Here is a 16,825-nt window from a genome sequence, read left to right as displayed (position 1 = left end):
TTTCCACTTTTCGGGATCATGGTCTAACTCTTCGTAAGGACAGGAGCCGAAGCGATGAACTGGATCACCAATTACGTCCGCCCGAAGATCAATTCGATGCTCGGCCGCCGCACCGACATGCCGGAAAACCTGTGGATCAAGGATCCCGAGACCGGCGAAATGGTGTTCCACAAGGATCTGGAGCAGAACCAGTTCGTCATCCCGTCCTCCGGCCACCATATGAAGATATCGGCCAAGGAACGGCTGAAGTTCTTCCTCGACGACGGCAAATACGAAACGCTGGAAAACCCCAAGGTGGTGCAGGATCCACTCAAGTTCCGCGACGAGAAGCGCTATGTAGACCGGCTGAAGGATGCCAAGGCCAAGACCGGCATGGAAGACGCCATCATCAATGCGCTGGGTACCGTCGAAGGCCTGCCGGTGGTGGTGACGGTGCAGGATTTTGCCTTCATGGGCGGCTCGCTCGGCATGGCGGCCGGTGACGCCATCGTGCATGGCTTTGAGGTCGCCCTGCAGCGCAAGCGGCCGCTGATCCTGTTTGCGGCCTCCGGCGGCGCCCGTATGCAGGAAGGCATCCTGTCGCTGATGCAGTTGCCGCGGACCACGGTCGGCGTCGACAGACTGAAGGAGGCCGGCCTTCCCTACATCGTCGTCCTGACCAACCCGACGACCGGCGGCGTCACCGCCTCCTACGCCATGCTGGGTGACGTGCACATTGCGGAGCCCGGCGCCCTGATCGGCTTTGCCGGCCCGCGCGTCATCGAGCAGACCATCAGGGAAAAGCTGCCCGACGGCTTCCAGCGCGCCGAATATCTGATGGAACACGGCATGGTCGACATGGTGGTGTCACGGCTGGAGATGCGCCAGACGATTGCGCGGCTGCTGAGAATACTGCTCAAGCTGCCGGAAGAGCAAAAATCGCAGGAGCCGGAAATCCTGCCGCCGTCGGTGATCCCGGTCGAGGCCAGGCCGCAAGCCTGACACGACATCATGCGGCGCGGGCGGCTGTTGTGTGCCGTTGTGCGCACGCTTAGGATTCCTTCATGACCACGCTTGCCGCCGACCGCGAAATCGAAAGCCTGATGGCGCTTCACCCGAAGGGCTTCGACCTTTCGCTTGACCGCATTTCGCGGCTACTCGAGCGCCTCGGCAACCCGCAGGACCAGCTGCCGCCGGTCATCCACATCGCCGGCACCAACGGCAAGGGCTCCTGTGCCGCCTTTTCACGGGCGCTGCTCGAAGCCGCCGGCTACCGCGTCCATGTCCACACATCGCCACATCTGGTGAACTGGCATGAGCGCTACCGACTGGCCGCCGATGGCGGCGGCAGGCTGGTGGACGACAAGGTCTTCGCCGAAGCCATCGCCCGCGTCGCCAAGGCCAATCAAGGCCAGAAGATCACCGTGTTCGAAATCCTCACCGCAGTCACCTTCGTGCTGTTTTCCGAATATCCGGCCGATGCCGTCATCCTCGAGGTCGGCCTTGGCGGCCGCTTCGACGCCACCAATGTCATCGCCGAGCCGGCCGTGTCGGTGATCATGCCGGTCTCGCTCGACCACGAAGCCTATCTCGGCGACCGCGTTGAACTGATCGCCGCCGAAAAGGCCGGCATCATCAAGCGCGGTTGCCCGGTCGTCATCGGCGCGCAGGAAAGCGAGACGGCGCAGCAGGTGCTCATCGAAACCGCCGAACGGCTCGACTGCCCCGCCTTCGTCTATGGCCAGGATTTCCTTGCCTATGAGGAAAACGGGCGCATGGTCTATCAGGACGAAGACGGATTGATGGACCTGGCGCCGCCGCGCCTGCCGGGGCGCCACCAATTCGCCAATGCGGCAGCGGCGATCGCGGCGGTCAAAGCGGCGGGCTTCGAGATCAGCCACCGCGCTGCCGAGAAGGCGATGGCGAATGTCGCCTGGCCGGGCCGCATGCAAAAGCTGCCGCTGGGCCGGCTGACCGAACTGGCGCCGAAGGGCGCCGACATCTGGCTCGACGGCGGCCATAATCCCGGCGCCGGCGTGGTCGTCGCTGAGGCGCTGGCCGAGCAGGAGGAAAAGAACCCGCGGCCGCTGTTCCTGATCTCGGGCATGATCAACACCAAGGACCAGAGCGGCTATTTCCGCGCCTTCAAAGGGCTGGTGCGGCATGTCTACACCGTGCCGGTGAGCACGAGCGACGCCGGCGTGCCGAACGACGAACTGGCGACGCGCGCCATCGAGGCCGGCCTGTCGGCCGAACCCGTCAGTTCCGTCGCCAATGCGCTGATGCTGCTGCGCGACACATGGGACGGACCGCCGCCGCGCATCCTTATCGGCGGCTCGCTTTACCTGGCCGGTGCGGTATTGGCCGAAAACGGCACACCGCCGGTTTGAGGCGTGCCTCCACCCGGGCCATGATGACGCCACACCTATCAGATCACCGCGAGGAGCCAATCATGATCAAGGTAAAGCAGCTCGCTCACGTTTGCATTTTCGCGAATGACCTGGAGAAGACGCGAAGCTTCTATCGGGACGTCCTCGGCATGGATACGCAGTTCAATTTCCTGCGCGACGGCAAGATTTTCGGCTTCTATCTCAATTGCGGCAGCCGTAGCCATGTCGAAGTGTTCCAGAAAGACGGCGCGAGCTATAGCGACTTGAACCAGATCAACCACTTCTGCCTCGAAGTGGAAAACATCGACGCCGCGATCGCCCATCTGAGGTCAGAGGGGGTTGATGTCACTTCCAAGAAACGCGCGTGCGATGACACCTACCAGGCTTGGATCCGCGACCCCAACGGCGTGAAGATCGAACTGTTCGAATACACTGAGAAAAGCGCACAATTCGTCGGCGGCGATCGCATCGCGGATTGGTGATCGCGCCTCGCCGGACAATTGTAGCGGCGCAGCCGATGGTTGGTGGACTACTTCAGCTCGACCTCGATGAAGGCGAATTCGCCATCGTTTGCGCTGATGACGTCATGTTCGACGCCCTCGTTGCGGAAATAGGGCGCGCCCTTCTTCATTTCGGCGAAGGATTCGCCATCCTTGGTCAGGAGCTTCACCTTGCCGTCGGTCAACGGCACGATCACATAGTCGTGGCCATGGCGGTGCCAGCCGGTGTTGTCGCCCGGGGCGAAGCGGTATTCGGTGACGATGACGCGCTCATTGTCGATGAAGACGGTGGCCTTGGCGGATCCGGTCATATCGCTTCTCCTTTGTATTCAGAAGAGAAGAATACGGGGCGGCAAGCCGCGAGTGCCAGAGCGGCCCACCAATGACGCCAGCAAAAGAAAGCCCGGCGCGAGGCCGGGCTTTTCTGCAAAATTTTGATCGGATCAGGCGAGACTACCGTTGATCCAGTGCGACAATGCCGTTTTCGGCGCAGCACCGACCTTCATATCGGCGACTTCGCCGCCCTTGAAGATCATCAGCGTCGGGATCGAGCGCACGCCGAACTGCGCGGCCAGCTCAGGATTCTCATCGATGTTGAGCTTGGCGATCTTTATCTTGCTGCCGAGTTCGATGGCGATATCCTCAAGCGCCGGGGCGATCATCTTGCACGGGCCGCACCATTCCGCCCAGAAATCGACCACGACCGGCTCTTTGGCGTTGAGCACGTCGGCCTGGAAATTGCTCTTGTCGACCTTGACGGTGGCCATGCTGAGATCCTTTCGATTTGTTCGTCGCACCAAATGTGGTGGTGATCGTGTCCGTCTTCAAGCAAGTGTTGTGTCACGCTCCCGTGAGTCTAGCAAGCGCGTCGTCCATTGCGGCCGCCGGCAGTTCGATCAGCCGCGGCGCCTCGGTGAACAGCAGCGCCGCCGAGACCTCGCGTCCCGGATAGAGCGGCTGAAGCAGCGCGCGATAAAGTGCGAGTTGCAGAACATAGGCTTGCGGCACTTCGGCGAGCGTAGCTGGCGCTGGCCGATTGGTCTTGTAGTCGACGATCGAAACCTTGTCCGGCGTTACTGCCAGCCGGTCGATCTTGCCGGAGATCGAGCGCAGTTTGCCCCTCACCTCCAGGCTGCCCATGATGGCGACTTCAGCGCGCGAGTTTGGTGCAAACAGCGGCGCGAAGCGGCTGTCGGCAAGAATTCTGGAAACGCCAGCCAAGGCTTTGTCGCGCTCGTCTTCAGGCCATTGAGCTCCGGCGCGCGCCAAATAGCGCTCGGCGGCATCCTGGCGTTTTCCCTCGGCGATGCCGGGCAGCATCTGCAGCAATTTGTGCAGCGCCAACCCGCGAATCACGGCAAAGCCGGGCTCGGCGTCGGCATCCAATACCGGCGAACGCGTGTCGGCCACCGCTTGCCGCGCCTCGTCGATCAGCACCGAGGCGCCGGACGGCGAGAGCGGCCGCGGCAGTTCCTCGAAAGGCGGCAAAGGCTGGAACAGGGTTTCCGGCAGTGGCGCAAAGCGTTCCGCCTGCCGTGCCTCATCCACTGCCGCCAGTGGCATGGGCGGCAGCTTCGTCACCTGGAAACGATGCACGGTCTCGCCAGTGGCGGGATGCCGGCGTTCCGCGCTTTCAGCGGCGCCGACCAGCGCGCGGCTGACGACCGAATGCCAGGTGCCGGTATTCTGCGCCCGCTTGCCATGGTAGCCGCAGACGATCAGCCGATCCTCGGCGCGAGTCATGCCGACATAGAGCAGCCGGCGGTATTCGTCGTCGGCGAGCTCGCGGGCGCGGGCCGATGCGGCGCGTGAAAATCCATTGGCGACATCGCTGGCCGACCGCCAGAGATAGCCCTTGCCCTCCCAGCAGTCGCCCGACCCTTCGAACGGCATCAATCTCGGCAGGTGCTGGTCGCTGAACGGCGCGGAGCCGCCATCGACCAGGAATACCACCGGCGCTTCCAGGCCCTTGGCGGCATGCACGGTCATGACGCGAACCTCGTCGCGGGTCTGGTCCATTTCGCGCTTGATCTCGGGGCCGGCGTTTTCCAATGTCGACAGGAAGGATTCCAGTCCCGGCAGGCCGGTCCGCTCCTCGGCCAGGCAGAAATTCAGGAATTCGTCGAGGATGTCGCCGGCCTCCGGACCGAGCCGCGCGATCATCTTCTTGCGCAGGCCGTCGCGGGCGAGAGCTCCGGCGTAAAATTCGAACACCGGCTTGAATGCGACTTCGTTCGACCATGTGTCGAGCCGGCTGACGACGGCGGCCAACGCCTCGCTTTCGCCGGCATGCCGGCGCAGCGAGGCGAACAGCGAGACGCCCGACGGCCTCTCGGCAGCAAGCGCGAAAAGCTGCTCTTCCGAGACATCGAAGATCGGGCTGCGCAGCACGGCGGCCAGCGACAGATCGTCCTGCGGCTGGATGAGAAAATGGCCGAGTGCGATCAGGTCCTTCACCGCGATGTGGCCGGGCAGGCTGAGCCGGTCGGCGCCGGCCACCGGAATGTCGCGGCGCTTCAGCGCCCGCGTCAGCGCATGGACGAAGCGATCGCGCTTGCGCACCAGCACCAGCACGTCGCCGGGCCGCAGTTTCTTGCCGCGGCCTTCGATGACCTCACCGTTGCCGATCCAGCCGGCAATGGTTGCGGCGACGTTTTCCGCAACGCGCACCGCCGGCGCATGGGCATGGTCGACCGCTTGCGTCCAATCGTCTGGTTCGTCGACGACATCGGCGCCTATCGACGGCCAGACCTCGACATAACCCGGCGCATCGGTGCGGATCGCCTTGTGGTCGAGCGGATCGGGATCGTGGCTGATGCCGCGCCGCACGTTCGGGTCGGCAAAGACACGATCCACCGCCGCAAGCACGTCGTCGGTCGAGCGAAACGACCAGGTCAGCTTGAGATCGGCGAAGGCGGCGTCAGCGGATCTGACTTTGCCCGCAAACAAAAGCCGGCTGTCGGCAAAGGAATCCGGAGCGGCCCCCTGGAAGGAATAGATCGACTGCTTTTCGTCGCCGACCGCAAAGATGGTGCGGTGGACGGTGTCGCGTGCGCCGAGCCCGGCAAAGAACTCCTCCGCCAGCCGCTTGACCACCTCCCACTGGTCGGGACTGGTGTCCTGCGCCTCGTCGAGGAGGATGTGGTCGATGCCCTGGTCGAGCTTATATTGCACCCATGGGCCGGCGTCGGGCCGCGCCAGTAGATTGACAGTGCGGGTGATCAGGTCGTTGAAGTCGAGGAAGCCCCGGGCGCGCTTCAATTGCTCGTAGCGGGCGATCAGCCAGTCGGCGATGGTCAGCGCGGCACGCGTGCCTTCCAACATCCTGAACAAGGCCAGGCGGTCGGAGATTTCGAGAATGGCGTCGACCGCCACGAGATAACGTTCGGCAAGATCGGGCAGCCGGTCGAGCAGCGCCTTCTTGAACGTCTTTGCCGGATCATAAGGCTCGCCATCGGCCCTCAGGAGAGCCTTGGCAAGCAGATTCAGGCGTCGGACCGGATCCTGCTCGGCGAAGGCAAGACGGGCGTATGGCAGCAGATTGTTCAGCACGATGCGTGCATCGGCGGCCTCGGCCGCCCGTGAAAAGGTGACGAGATAATCCGGGAGGAAGCCGGGCAGCGGCCAGACCGAGTCGGCTATGCCTTCGGCGGTCTGGCCGGCTCGGAATTGGAACTCGTCGAACAGCGCCTGAAAACCATCGCCGCCGGCCATGGCGATGAAGGCGCGCAGACCGTCGCGCTTGCGCACGATTTCGGCCAGCAATGCGTCGAGCCCATGTTCGCCGCCGCGCTCCAGCACGGTGGCAAAAGCTTCGGCCAGTGCCGCATCGCCTGCAACACCGCCGGAGATCATGTCGCGGCGGGCGGCGGCAAACAGCGAAGCCTCCATTTGCGGATCAAGCATTTCGAAATGCGCCGGGATGTTGGCTTCCAGCGGGAACTGATGCAGCACCGATTCGCAGAAGGCGTGAATGGTCTGGATCTTCAGCCCGCCCGGTGTTTCCAGCGCCTCGGCAAACAGCCGCCGCGCCCGGCGCATGGTTTCGCGGTCGGGCTGGCGGCTGTCCAGCGCCTCTATCCGTGTCGAGAGCTCGGCATCACCAAGCGCCGTCCATTGCGACAGGGTCGAAAACACCCGGTTCGACATGTTGGCGGCGGCGGCGCGCGTATAGGTCAAGCACAGGATCTTGGACGGATCGGTGCCGCGCAGCAAAAGCCGGATGACGCGCTGGGCGAGCACATGGGTCTTGCCCGATCCGGCGTTTGCCGACACCCATGCGGAGTTATGCGGGTCGGAGGCGCTCGCTTGGCTGGCGGCGGTGTCGCTCGGGATGGGATAGGCCTTCTTCACGCCTCCCCTCCCTCCTCGTCGGCGTCGCCGCCGGCGGACCATTCCAGCACGCGGGCGAGATGGTCGTAGTCGCCGTCGGTCTCACCTTCGCGGAACGGCAGCGCCCGCGACAGATAGCCGGTCGCCGGGTCGGCGTAGTGGATCAGCAGTTTTTCCAGCCGCGCCCAAGCCTCTTCGGCGAGATCGGCGGCGGTTCGCGGCTTGCGGTTGTATTCGAGGATCGATTCCTCGAACACCTCTCCGTTCGGCTTCAGCCGCACGAAGGCCAATTGCGACGGCTCGCATGCGCCAAGCTCCTTGAAGGCGCCGCGACGCAGCAGCGCGCCCTCCAGCGCCAGTTGCGGCGCGAGCAGCGTGTGCGCCTGCGCTTTGGATGGCGAGGAGCCGGTCTTGTAATCGAGGATGTCGGCCATGCCGCCGGCCAGCAGATCGATGCGATCGGCATAGCCGGACAGGGTCACGCCGGATCGGCCGACGCCGGTCTTTTCGGCGCGTTCCTCGGCGTGCCGCCGTACCACGGCGGCGGCCCGGCCGCGCTCCCATTCGATAATGCCGGCGGCAAGCTTTTCGAAGCGCGGCCACCACACCGCCTCGACATCGGCGGGCAGGGCAGCATCGGCAAAGCAGGACCGGCCGGCGGCGATGAGCCCGTCCAGCGCCTCCGGCGCGCGCGGGTCGGCCACCCTCGCTGAGAAGAGGTGCAGAATGGCGTGAAACAGCGTGCCGCGCTCGGCAGCGCCCGGATCACGAACGACCGGATCGAGTGGCATCAGGCCGAGTATCCTTCTGGCATAGACCGCATACGGGTCGCGACGTAGCGTCTCGATCTCGGTGACCGAGAAGTGGTGCGGCCGCAGGGCGAGCGGCGGTTTCGGCTGTGGCCTCGGCGCAAAGTCCTGCTTTTCGCCGGCATCAAGCGCACGCGCCCAGGCAAGCAGTTCATCGCCGCGCCGGCGAAGTGCCACAGCATGGTCCTCGCCGACGAAGGTAAGGATACGCTGCAGCCAGCGCGACGGCACCGACGGAGCGTCGCCGGAACGGGCGGAGCGAGCCAGCACCACTTTTTTGGCGCCCATGGCCATCTGGAAATCATGGGCGGCAAGGCCGATGCGCCGCTCCGGCGGTTCAAGATCGATGCCGGTCTTCATCAGCCGCGACATAAAGCGGTCACTCTCCAGCTTGCGCGGCCACACGCCTTCGTTGAGTCCGCCGACGACCAGCGTGTCGATATCCTGAAGCCGCGCTTCCAGCACGCCCCAGATGGCGATGCTCCTGTCGGTGCCCTGCGCCGGCTTGACCATTTCGGGCGCAATCAGCGCCTCCATCACATCGGGCCATTCGTCCGCGGCGAAGGAGAACGACACCGAGGCCGCGACCAGACCGCGCAAGAGCTCGGCAAGCTTTTCACCGGCATCGCCGGCATAGAGTTCGCTGAGGCTTCCGTCAGCAACGCGGCCGAGGCTTTCGAGCACGCCGACACTGGCGCGCACAAGCGTGGCAAGATCGGCATTCTCCTCGCCGCGAAAGGCAACCAGCGGCGCCAGCGCAGCCGTTAGCCGGATCAGCAGATCGCGCGCCTGTTCGATGCGCCTGACCGAGAGGCGCGATCGCCAGAAAGGCGGGCGGCGATTGCCGCCGTCGTCGAATTCGGCAAGCCGGGCACCGAAGAGTTGCGGCAGCGACGCGACGTCCGGGCGACCGGTGCCGCCGCGCAGCGCCACGAGTTCGACGATTTCGGCCGCATGGCGGACGCTTGCCCGCTCCAGGCCGAGGCCAAGCAAGGGATGCTTGAGCAGTGACAGCAGGGCGACCGGATCGCCCGGGCGGAACGCCGCCTGAAGCGCCAGCCGGAGCAGGCTGGCGGCTGGCGTGTTGATGAGCGGCGTGCCGCCGGAATCGTCGGCGGCGACGCCGAAGCGCAACAGCTCGACCGAGACGCGTCGCGCCAGCGCGCGGTCGCCGGTGACCAGTGCGGCGCGCTGGCCGGGCCGTTCGACGGCCTGTTTGAGCGCAACGGCGATCGCCACGGCTTCGTCGCGTTCGCTGGCGGCCTCGAGAAGCGTCACACCAGCGAAGGCCTCGGCACTATCGCCAGCGGTGAAGCGCGCGCGCGTCTCGGCCCAGAGCTCGGTGGTCTCCGCCGGCCGCAGCGCCTCGCCGACAAGTGCGGCGCGCAGCGCAAGTGGCCGCGGCGCAACAGCAAGCTCCCCGACATCGGCCCGAAGCACCCCGATCTTGCCGATCAACTTTGCCAGGCCGTATTGCGGATGGCCAAGCAAAGCCGGCCGCGCACCAGGTGCACTGACGGCGGCAAAGGACGGCTCGTCCAGCGTCCGGTCGAGGCCGGGCAGCACAACAGCGCCATTGGGCAGACCGGCGATTACGGCAAGCAGCTCGGCCGTGGCGGGGATGGAGCCGGTAGAGCCGGCGGCGATCACCGGCCCGGCGGGTGGATTGCGCTTCAGCCGCGCCGCTTCCAGCCTTATCAGGGCATTGCGATGCGCTGCCGGATTGGAGCGACGGCGTTCCTCGAGCAGCTTCGGCCAGTTCTCAGTCACGATGGTCAGGAAATCGAGCGTCACCTGCCACCAGCCTGCAAGGTTGCCGGTTACAAGGTCGGCGAGCCTCGCCCAATCCGTGCCTTCCGTCTCGATCTCATCCATCAGCCGTGCAAGGTCGCGCGCCAGCCAGATGGCGTCGGCGGCGGAGGCCGGGATGACGATCTCCTCGTCGAACAATGCCGCGACATGTGCCGGCAGGCGGCGTTTCCACGCCCGCACCAGCGGCGCAAGCAGCAGAAGACGCTCGACCGCGGCGATCGGCGGCGCAAAGTCGATGGCGGCCGAAGCTTCCGTCTCGAAGGCGGCTTCATCTTCATCAAACTCACCAAGTGGGCGGATGACCGGCAGGATCGCCGAACGGCTTCCCGAGCGCGAGAGAGCATCGACGAAGACGCCGCGGAGCGCCCGCGCTGCACGGCGCGTCGGCACGTAGATGGTGAGATCGGCCAGCACCAGCGGATCGCCATCATAGGCAAAGCCGGGAACCAGGCGCCCTGCAAGCAGCGCCTCGGCTAGCGTCGGCAGGAACGGCGCTCCGGGCGGGATCGAGAAAACGCGGCGGGAGCCGCTCATTTCGACTCGGCAAGAGCGCCGGGTGCCTCAGCAAGAGCATCGGGCGTGCCGGCAAGCGCGGCAGCGACCACTGCTTCCGCCCGCGGGATCGCGTCGGGTGTGCCGACAGTGATCCAATGGCCACGCATCGTCATGCCGAACAGGCGGCCGGCGGCGATTGCCGCATCGAAATAGGCGTTGAGCGACAGCGGGCCGGCCGGCGCGTCCTTGAAGATGCGCGGATGGACGATTGCGGCGCCGGCATAGATCAGGCCGGCCGGATCGTTGTTCGCACGCCGCAACGCGCCGTCCGGCGCCATCAGGAAATCGGTGCCGCCGCTATGTCCGGTTGCCGACTGGAGATCCGCAAGCATCAGCAAAATGTCCATTGTCGCGCCCTCCCATGCAAGGGCAAGTCGCCTGAGATTGGAAACGCCGCTGTCGATCCAGAAGGTGTCGGCGTTGAGCACATAGAAGGGTGCCCCTAACCTGGGCAATGCCTTGACGATGCCGCCGGCAGAGTCGAGCAGGCCGCTGCTCTCATCCGAGATGACGATTCTCGGCGCACTGCGGCGGGCTACATGGTCCACGATCTGTTGCGGCAGGTAATGGACGTTGACGACGGCCTTGGCGACACCGGCTTCGGCTAGGCTGTCCAGCCCCCAGTCGAGCAATGTCTTGCCGGCGACCTTGACCAGCGGCTTCGGCATGGTCTCGGTGATCGGCCGCATGCGCTTGCCGAGCCCGGCGGCAAGCACCATGGCGGTCGTCGGCATCGGTCCCGACGCTTTCAGGCCCAAATCCTTAGCCTTCAAATCGAGCGTTCCTCCAGCAAGCCGTGGGCGATGTAGAAATCCTGCAGCCCGGCCAGCGCCGGATGCGCCAGCGCCCGGCGAAGATAATCGCGGATGCGCGGCAGATGCTTCAGATAATAAGGCTTGCTGTCGCGTTTTTCGAGCCGCACGAAAATGCCGAGGATCTTGGAATTGCGCTGTGCGGCCATGATTGCATAGGTTTCGCGGAATTCGTCTTCGTCGAAGACGCCGGCGTCGCGTCGCGCGGCGATATAGGCGGCGAGCGTGTGCTTTTCGATTTCAGGTGAAATGGTGACGCGCGCGTCCATGGCGAGCGAGGCGACGTCGTAGGCTGACGGACCGATGAGCGCATCCTGGACATCGACGACGCCGAGACGATCGTGACCGGAACGGTCACCGCGCCAGATCAGGTTGGGCGAATGGAAGTCGCGCAGCATTAGCGTGTATTCGCGCCCCTCGAGCCGATCGAGCACCGCATTCCATTCGCTGCGATAACCGGCGCGCAACGCCTCGCTTGGCGGAGCGCCTGATATCGCAGGGACATACCAGTCGACCAGCAATTCGGCCTCGATCATCATGGCGTCGCGATCGAAAGGCGGCACCTCGTGGAAGACGCCGGGGCCGGCCTGCATGCTGGCCGGCCATGTTTTGCCGTGCATCATGGCAAGCAGTTCGGCCGCCGCCGCGTAGCGCTCGGCCACCGGCTGGCCGCGCTTGTCCAGGAACCCTTGGGACCCGAGATGCTCCAGCAGCAGAAAACCCTGGTCGAGATCCTGGGCATGGATTTCCGGGACGCTGACGCCGCCGGCCCGCAAGGCACGGTCAATGGCGACGAACGCCGAAACGGATTGCGCGGTGTGGGCGATCTCGGCATAGGGTTTGCCGTCGCGGACTGGCGGTCCGAGCACCAGCCTTGGCGAGTTCATCAGCACGCGCGGCGGAAATCCGGCGAGCGTGACGATCTCGTAGGAGCGAGCCGAGGCATCACCGATGAAATATCGCCGCTGCGCTTCGCCCCAACCGGCCTGGCCGAGAAAATCGCGCATGGCCAGCGATCGCGCCGCGCGCTCGAAGGCGGCGCCCCCTCCCGATAGTCTCGCCAATCGGCCGTCGCCCTGCTGGAGAAGTTCGACCAGCACCGAGGTTTTCGGCAAATATGCCTCTGCCCGTTCCGGCCATTCGACCAGTGCGGCCCCTTGCGTCAGCGCCTCGTCGAAACCCAGCTCGTCCAACTCGGATGCCGCGCCCAAGCGGTAGAGATCGAAATGATGGACCGGCACACGCGTGTCGTAACTCTGGACCAGCGTAAAGGTCGGGCTCGGCACGTCGAGGCCGGCATCGTCGGCCAGTGCCTTGACCAGCGCCCGCGCCAAGGTCGACTTGCCGGCGCCGAGATCGCCCTTGAGAGCGAGCACGTCGCCAATGCGCAGCGACATGGCGAGGTCCTCACCAAGCCTTGCCGTCGCAGCCTCGTCGGCGAGAAAACGCTCCAGCACCAATACCGCCATCGAACGCGCTACTCGGCCGCCGCGCGGATGCCGGACGGCGTGTCGGGAAAGGCGCAAACAACCGTAGTGCCCTTGTCCCTGCCGGTCTCGATGCGGACGCTGCCGCCATGCAGTTCGACAAAGCTCTTGACGATCGACAGGCCGAGCCCGGCGCCGCGGCGGCGGCCGCCGTTGGTGCGCGGCTCGAAGCGCCGGAACACCGAGTCAAGCAGGTCCGGCGGCATGCCAGGGCCGTCATCGTGAACGGAAAATTCCACGCCGTCGGCAAGTTGGCGGCAGGCGAGCGTTATGGTGCTCGCCTCCGGCGCGTAATTGGCGGCATTGCTGAGCAGATTGTAGAGGATCTGGCGGACCCGGATTTCGTCGCCGTGGAAGGTTTTCGGCGCGGCCGCCGCGTCGATCCTAAGCTTGATCGCATGTTCCTCCAGTCGGTCGGCGACCAGTTCGGCGGCGGCTGTAATGGTTCGATCGATGTGAACTTCGGAAATGTCGAGTTCCATGATGCCGGCATCCACCGTCGCCAGATCGAGGATGTCGTTGACGATGGTGAGCAGGACCGAGGAGGACGAGCCGACATGCCCGATATATTCGCGTTGCTTCTGGTTCAACGGACCAGTCGACGGCAGTGAAAGAAGCTCGGTAAAGCCGATGATGTTGGTGAGTGGCGAGCGCAGCTCATAGGAGACGTGCTGCACGAATTCGTTCTTGATCTGGTCGGACTTTTGCAGCGCCTCATTCTTGTCCTTCAGCGCCCGCTCGACATTGACGCTGTCGGTAACGTCGACGAAGGTCATCATCACCTGGCCGTTGGGCAAGGGGATGACGGCGTAGCGCAAAACGGTGCCGTTGTTCAATTCGGTCTGGCCGTGGCGGTCGCGGCGCTCGTCGTCGAAGCCGGTGATGGCGGCAACGAACCCGCCCCACGGACTGTCGACGGCACGGCGGTCGCAAAGGTCGCGGATCGTCGAGACATGGACGTTGGGTTTTGAGGCATCGGCATCCAGCCCCCACAGTGCTGCGAAGGCCGGGTTGGACAATCTCAGCCTGCCGTCGGGACCGAATACAGCGACGCCTTCGGCAAGGTTGTCGAGCGTCTCGCCCTGAACCCGGACGGCGGTCTGGTAGCGGCTTTCAAGGTCCATCTTCTCGGTCAGGTTCTCGAACACCCAGGTGACGCCGCCCTTGGGCTGCGGGTTGGCGACGACGCGAATGGTCTTGCCGTCCGGCAGATGCCACCAATGCTCCTGCGATTCAACCGCGCGATAAGCGCCGAGCAAGCTCTCTTTCCAGCGCCGCCATTCGGGCTGCTCGGCAATCTTGCCTTCGCTGCGCAGGCGGTCGAGCAGCAAGGCGTTGTCCGGCGCGCTGTGCAGGAAGCCGCTGTCGAGGCCCCATAGTTTCTGGAACGCCTGATTGAAAAACCGCAATTTCTCGTCGGTATCGAAAATCGCCACGGCAGTGTTGAGCTGATCGAGCGTATCGGCGTGGCTCTGCACGGTCCGCTCATACTCGGCGCGAATGGCCTCGATGGCGCTGATGTCGCAGGCAAGACCAGCCGAACCATCCGCCCCGGCAAAGTCGGTCACGGCAAACATACGGCGGTCGCCTTCGATCACAGTGGAGAGCGTCTGTTCGAAGACGGGGTGCGACTTGTGCTGCGCAGCAATCGTGTCGCGCGCCTGGCCGCCGAGGAATTCCTTGCTGTCACGAACCGCCGATTCGGCATTCTCGGCCTCGACCGCTTCGGCATAGGCCCGGTTGACCCATTTCAGCCGCCCGTCGACGGTGCGTAGCCATGACGGCATCTTGAGCGCATCGAGAAGTCCGATCAGCGTCTCATGGTCGGCGGCCAAGCGCTGGTTCTCGATCTTCAGCCTGGCCTGGCTTCGCTGTGTCTCCGAAAGCGAGACGAAGCGAACCAATACATGCGCCGCACTCTTGCGGCCGTGAACCTCGAGCGGCTGGCCGGCCTGCGATTCGATGACCAGATCGAAGGGCTTTGCCTTGTCCCGCAGCGCCGCCACGGCATGTTCCAACGCGGCCGCCGAACGCGGCATCAGCCAGCGGCCGAAAGCCAGGAAGGCCGCCCGGTCCTCCGGCGCGCCGCTCTCGATCGGCAATGTTCCGACAAGCTCGGGTTTCTTGTTTTCGGCGGCCCATACGACCACGCGCTGGTCGCGGGAATGGAGCAGCGCCTCGGAGCGCTGCAGCGCGGCATTGACGTCGGCGATGCGGGTCCTGAGCTCGGCATTTTCCGCCGCGGTGCGCGCCCTTTCGCGGATCAGAAAGATGGCCGACAGCAATGCCGCCCCCATGACGCCGACAAACATGGCGAGTTGCATGACCTCGACCGTGCTGACCGACAGCCCGGCCTTTTGCGCCACGCGGGTTTGGGCATGTGCGGCAAAGCCAAGCAGCGGACCAACCAGCGCGGAAGAAGCAAGCAGCACCCCGACACGGCTGCCGGCACGGCATAAAAGGCTGCCGCCTCTGGCAGCGGAGCCCGTGATCGAATCGTTATGGCCGCCGGAAACGGCCTGTCCCGCGCAAGGCGGGTTATCCCCCGGCATGTCTTGGTCCTCTTCGCCGCCTGAATGCAAGACCGCCCTGATGCGTGCGCCCGGGCCTCGTCCCCGGACCGCGAATCAGCACCATAGCGCTTGCGCGAATCGGCGTGAAGAATCAATCAGCGCAAAAATAAAGCCGGGCGAAAAGTCAATCGCCCGGCTTCAATATCTAGTGGCAAGTTTCGCCGTGGTTAATAGCGGTAGTGTTCCGGCTTGAACGGTCCCTGCGGGGTGACGCCGATATAGGCGGCCTGTTCGCCGGACAGTTCGGTCAGGCGGGCACCGAGCTTATCGAGATGCAGGCGCGCGACCTTTTCGTCGAGATGCTTCGGCAGGACATAGACCTGGTTCTCGTACTGACCGGGCTTGGTGTACAGCTCGATCTGGGCCAACACCTGGTTGGTGAAGGACGCCGACATGACGAAGCTCGGGTGGCCGGTGGCGTTGCCGAGGTTGAGCAGACGGCCTTCCGACAAAAGGATCATCCGCTTGCCGTCCGGGAAGGTGATCATATCGACCTGCGGCTTGATGTTGGTCCATTTCAGGTTGCGCAGCGACGCCACCTGGATCTCGTTGTCGAAGTGACCGATGTTGCCGACGATCACCATGTCCTTCATCAGGCGCATGTGGTCGAGGGTAACGACGTCCTTGTTGCCGGTGGTGGTGATGACGATGTCTGCCGTCGGTGCCGCGTCTTCGAGCGTGACCACCTCGAAACCGTCCATCGCTGCCTGCAGCGCGCAGATCGGATCGACCTCGGTGACCTTGACGCGGGCACCGGCACCCTTGAGCGAAGCCGACGAGCCCTTGCCGACGTCGCCATAGCCGCAGACGACCGCGACCTTGCCGGCCATCATCGTGTCGGTGCCGCGGCGAATGCCGTCGACAAGCGATTCCTTGCAGCCATATTTGTTGTCGAATTTCGACTTGGTGACGGAATCATTGACGTTGATCGCCGGGAACGGCAGCAGGCCTTTTTTCTGCAACTGATAGAGCCGGTTGACGCCGGTCGTCGTCTCTTCGGTGACGCCGCGGATCGCTTCCTTCTGCTTGGTGAAGAAGCCGGGCGATGCCTGCATGCGTTTCTTGATCTGGGCAAACAGGATCTCTTCCTCTTCGCTGCCCGGATTGGACAGCACATCCTCGCCGGCCTCGGCGCGGGCGCCGATCAGGATGTACATGGTGGCATCGCCACCGTCGTCGAGGATCATGTTGGAGGTGCCGCCATCGACCCACTGGAAGATCTTGTCGGTGTAGACCCAATAATCCTCCAGCGTCTCGCCCTTGACGGCAAACACCGGAATTCCGGCCTCGGCAATGGCCGCGGCAGCGTGGTCCTGGGTCGAGAAGATGTTGCAGGAAGCCCAGCGGATATCGGCGCCGAGCGCCTTAAGCGTTTCGATCAGCACCGCGGTCTGGATGGTCATGTGCAGCGAGCCGGTGATGCGCGCGCCCCTGAGCGGCTTCTTGTCGCCGAATTCCTCGCGGCAGGCCATCAGGCCCGGCATTTCGGTTTCGGCGATCTCGATCTCCTTGCGGCCCCAGCCGGCAAGCGCGATGTCGGCGACCACATAATCCTTGCTACCCGTCATGGCAGTGC

General features: G+C 64.4%; 11 protein-coding genes. 3 read left to right on the top strand and 8 right to left on the bottom strand.

Annotated elements, in window-relative coordinates:
- Window positions 1–54 precede the first annotated feature (54 nt).
- The 3 genes from accD to NKI22_RS27485 all read left to right on the top strand — a co-directional run bounded on the left by accD (window position 55) and on the right by NKI22_RS27485 (window position 2,851).
- Window positions 55–981 (top strand): acetyl-CoA carboxylase, carboxyltransferase subunit beta, encoded by a 927-nt coding sequence (gene accD / locus NKI22_RS27495; protein ID WP_352816601.1) that lies wholly within the window; start codon window positions 55–57, stop codon window positions 979–981.
- A gap of 62 nt (window positions 982–1,043) precedes the next feature.
- Entirely contained in the window at window positions 1,044–2,369 is a 1,326-nt protein-coding gene (locus NKI22_RS27490) for a bifunctional folylpolyglutamate synthase/dihydrofolate synthase (RefSeq protein WP_352495241.1), read from the top strand.
- Complete coding sequence (locus NKI22_RS27485; RefSeq protein ID WP_352851533.1) at window positions 2,279–2,851, top strand: VOC family protein; 573 nt, start codon at window positions 2,279–2,281, stop codon at window positions 2,849–2,851. The genes NKI22_RS27490 and NKI22_RS27485 overlap by 91 nt, the downstream gene beginning before the upstream one ends.
- A gap of 47 nt (window positions 2,852–2,898) precedes the next feature.
- On the opposite strand, the gene NKI22_RS27480 is transcribed toward NKI22_RS27485, so the two are convergent.
- The 8 genes from NKI22_RS27480 to ahcY form a co-directional block, all read right to left on the bottom strand.
- Window positions 2,899–3,180: a cupin domain-containing protein gene (locus NKI22_RS27480; protein WP_023718287.1), complete on the bottom strand. Its 282-nt coding sequence runs from the start codon at window positions 3,178–3,180 to the stop codon at window positions 2,899–2,901.
- Window positions 3,181–3,312: 132 nt separating this feature from the next.
- Window positions 3,313–3,636, bottom strand: a complete 324-nt coding sequence (gene trxA, locus NKI22_RS27475; protein ID WP_023677558.1) for a thioredoxin — start codon at window positions 3,634–3,636, stop codon at window positions 3,313–3,315.
- Window positions 3,637–3,709: 73 nt separating this feature from the next.
- The gene (gene addA / locus NKI22_RS27470; RefSeq protein WP_352851531.1) at window positions 3,710–7,222 is read right to left on the bottom strand and encodes a double-strand break repair helicase AddA; all 3,513 of its coding nucleotides are present in this window, start codon (window positions 7,220–7,222) and stop codon (window positions 3,710–3,712) included.
- Window positions 7,219–10,356 (bottom strand): double-strand break repair protein AddB, encoded by a 3,138-nt coding sequence (gene addB, locus NKI22_RS27465; protein WP_352816607.1) that lies wholly within the window; start codon window positions 10,354–10,356, stop codon window positions 7,219–7,221. Before addB ends, addA begins: the two co-directional genes overlap by 4 nt.
- Window positions 10,353–11,096 (bottom strand): nucleotidyltransferase family protein, encoded by a 744-nt coding sequence (locus NKI22_RS27460; protein ID WP_198030473.1) that lies wholly within the window; start codon window positions 11,094–11,096, stop codon window positions 10,353–10,355. The genes addB and NKI22_RS27460 overlap by 4 nt, the downstream gene beginning before the upstream one ends.
- Before the next feature lie 50 nt (window positions 11,097–11,146).
- Complete coding sequence (tsaE, locus tag NKI22_RS27455; RefSeq protein WP_352484478.1) at window positions 11,147–12,658, bottom strand: tRNA (adenosine(37)-N6)-threonylcarbamoyltransferase complex ATPase subunit type 1 TsaE; 1,512 nt, start codon at window positions 12,656–12,658, stop codon at window positions 11,147–11,149.
- A gap of 8 nt (window positions 12,659–12,666) precedes the next feature.
- Window positions 12,667–15,228 (bottom strand): sensor histidine kinase, encoded by a 2,562-nt coding sequence (locus NKI22_RS27450; protein WP_352484479.1) that lies wholly within the window; start codon window positions 15,226–15,228, stop codon window positions 12,667–12,669.
- A gap of 188 nt (window positions 15,229–15,416) precedes the next feature.
- A complete protein-coding gene (ahcY, locus tag NKI22_RS27445; protein ID WP_352640254.1) occupies window positions 15,417–16,817 on the bottom strand; it encodes an adenosylhomocysteinase in 1,401 nt (466 codons plus the stop codon).
- Window positions 16,818–16,825 lie beyond the last annotated feature (8 nt).

The sequence above is a fragment of the Mesorhizobium sp. M0778 genome (assembly GCF_040320105.1).
Taxonomy (GTDB): Bacteria; Pseudomonadota; Alphaproteobacteria; order Rhizobiales; family Rhizobiaceae; genus Mesorhizobium.
This window is presented reverse-complemented; position numbering and strand designations above follow the sequence as displayed.

Coding starts and splice junctions, on each gene's coding strand:
- accD (WP_352816601.1), top strand. CDS start 55: ATGAACTGGATCACCAATTACGTCCGCCCGAAGATCAATTCGATGCTC.
- NKI22_RS27490 (WP_352495241.1), top strand. CDS start 1,044: ATGACCACGCTTGCCGCCGACCGCGAAATCGAAAGCCTGATGGCGCTT.
- NKI22_RS27485 (WP_352851533.1), top strand. CDS start 2,279: ATGGGACGGACCGCCGCCGCGCATCCTTATCGGCGGCTCGCTTTACCT.
- NKI22_RS27480 (WP_023718287.1), bottom strand. CDS start 3,180: ATGACCGGATCCGCCAAGGCCACCGTCTTCATCGACAATGAGCGCGTC.
- trxA (WP_023677558.1), bottom strand. CDS start 3,636: ATGGCCACCGTCAAGGTCGACAAGAGCAATTTCCAGGCCGACGTGCTC.
- addB (WP_352816607.1), bottom strand. CDS start 10,356: ATGAGCGGCTCCCGCCGCGTTTTCTCGATCCCGCCCGGAGCGCCGTTC.
- NKI22_RS27460 (WP_198030473.1), bottom strand. CDS start 11,096: ATGGTGCTTGCCGCCGGGCTCGGCAAGCGCATGCGGCCGATCACCGAG.
- tsaE (WP_352484478.1), bottom strand. CDS start 12,658: ATGGCGGTATTGGTGCTGGAGCGTTTTCTCGCCGACGAGGCTGCGACG.
- NKI22_RS27450 (WP_352484479.1), bottom strand. CDS start 15,228: ATGCCGGGGGATAACCCGCCTTGCGCGGGACAGGCCGTTTCCGGCGGC.
- ahcY (WP_352640254.1), bottom strand. CDS start 16,817: ATGACGGGTAGCAAGGATTATGTGGTCGCCGACATCGCGCTTGCCGGC.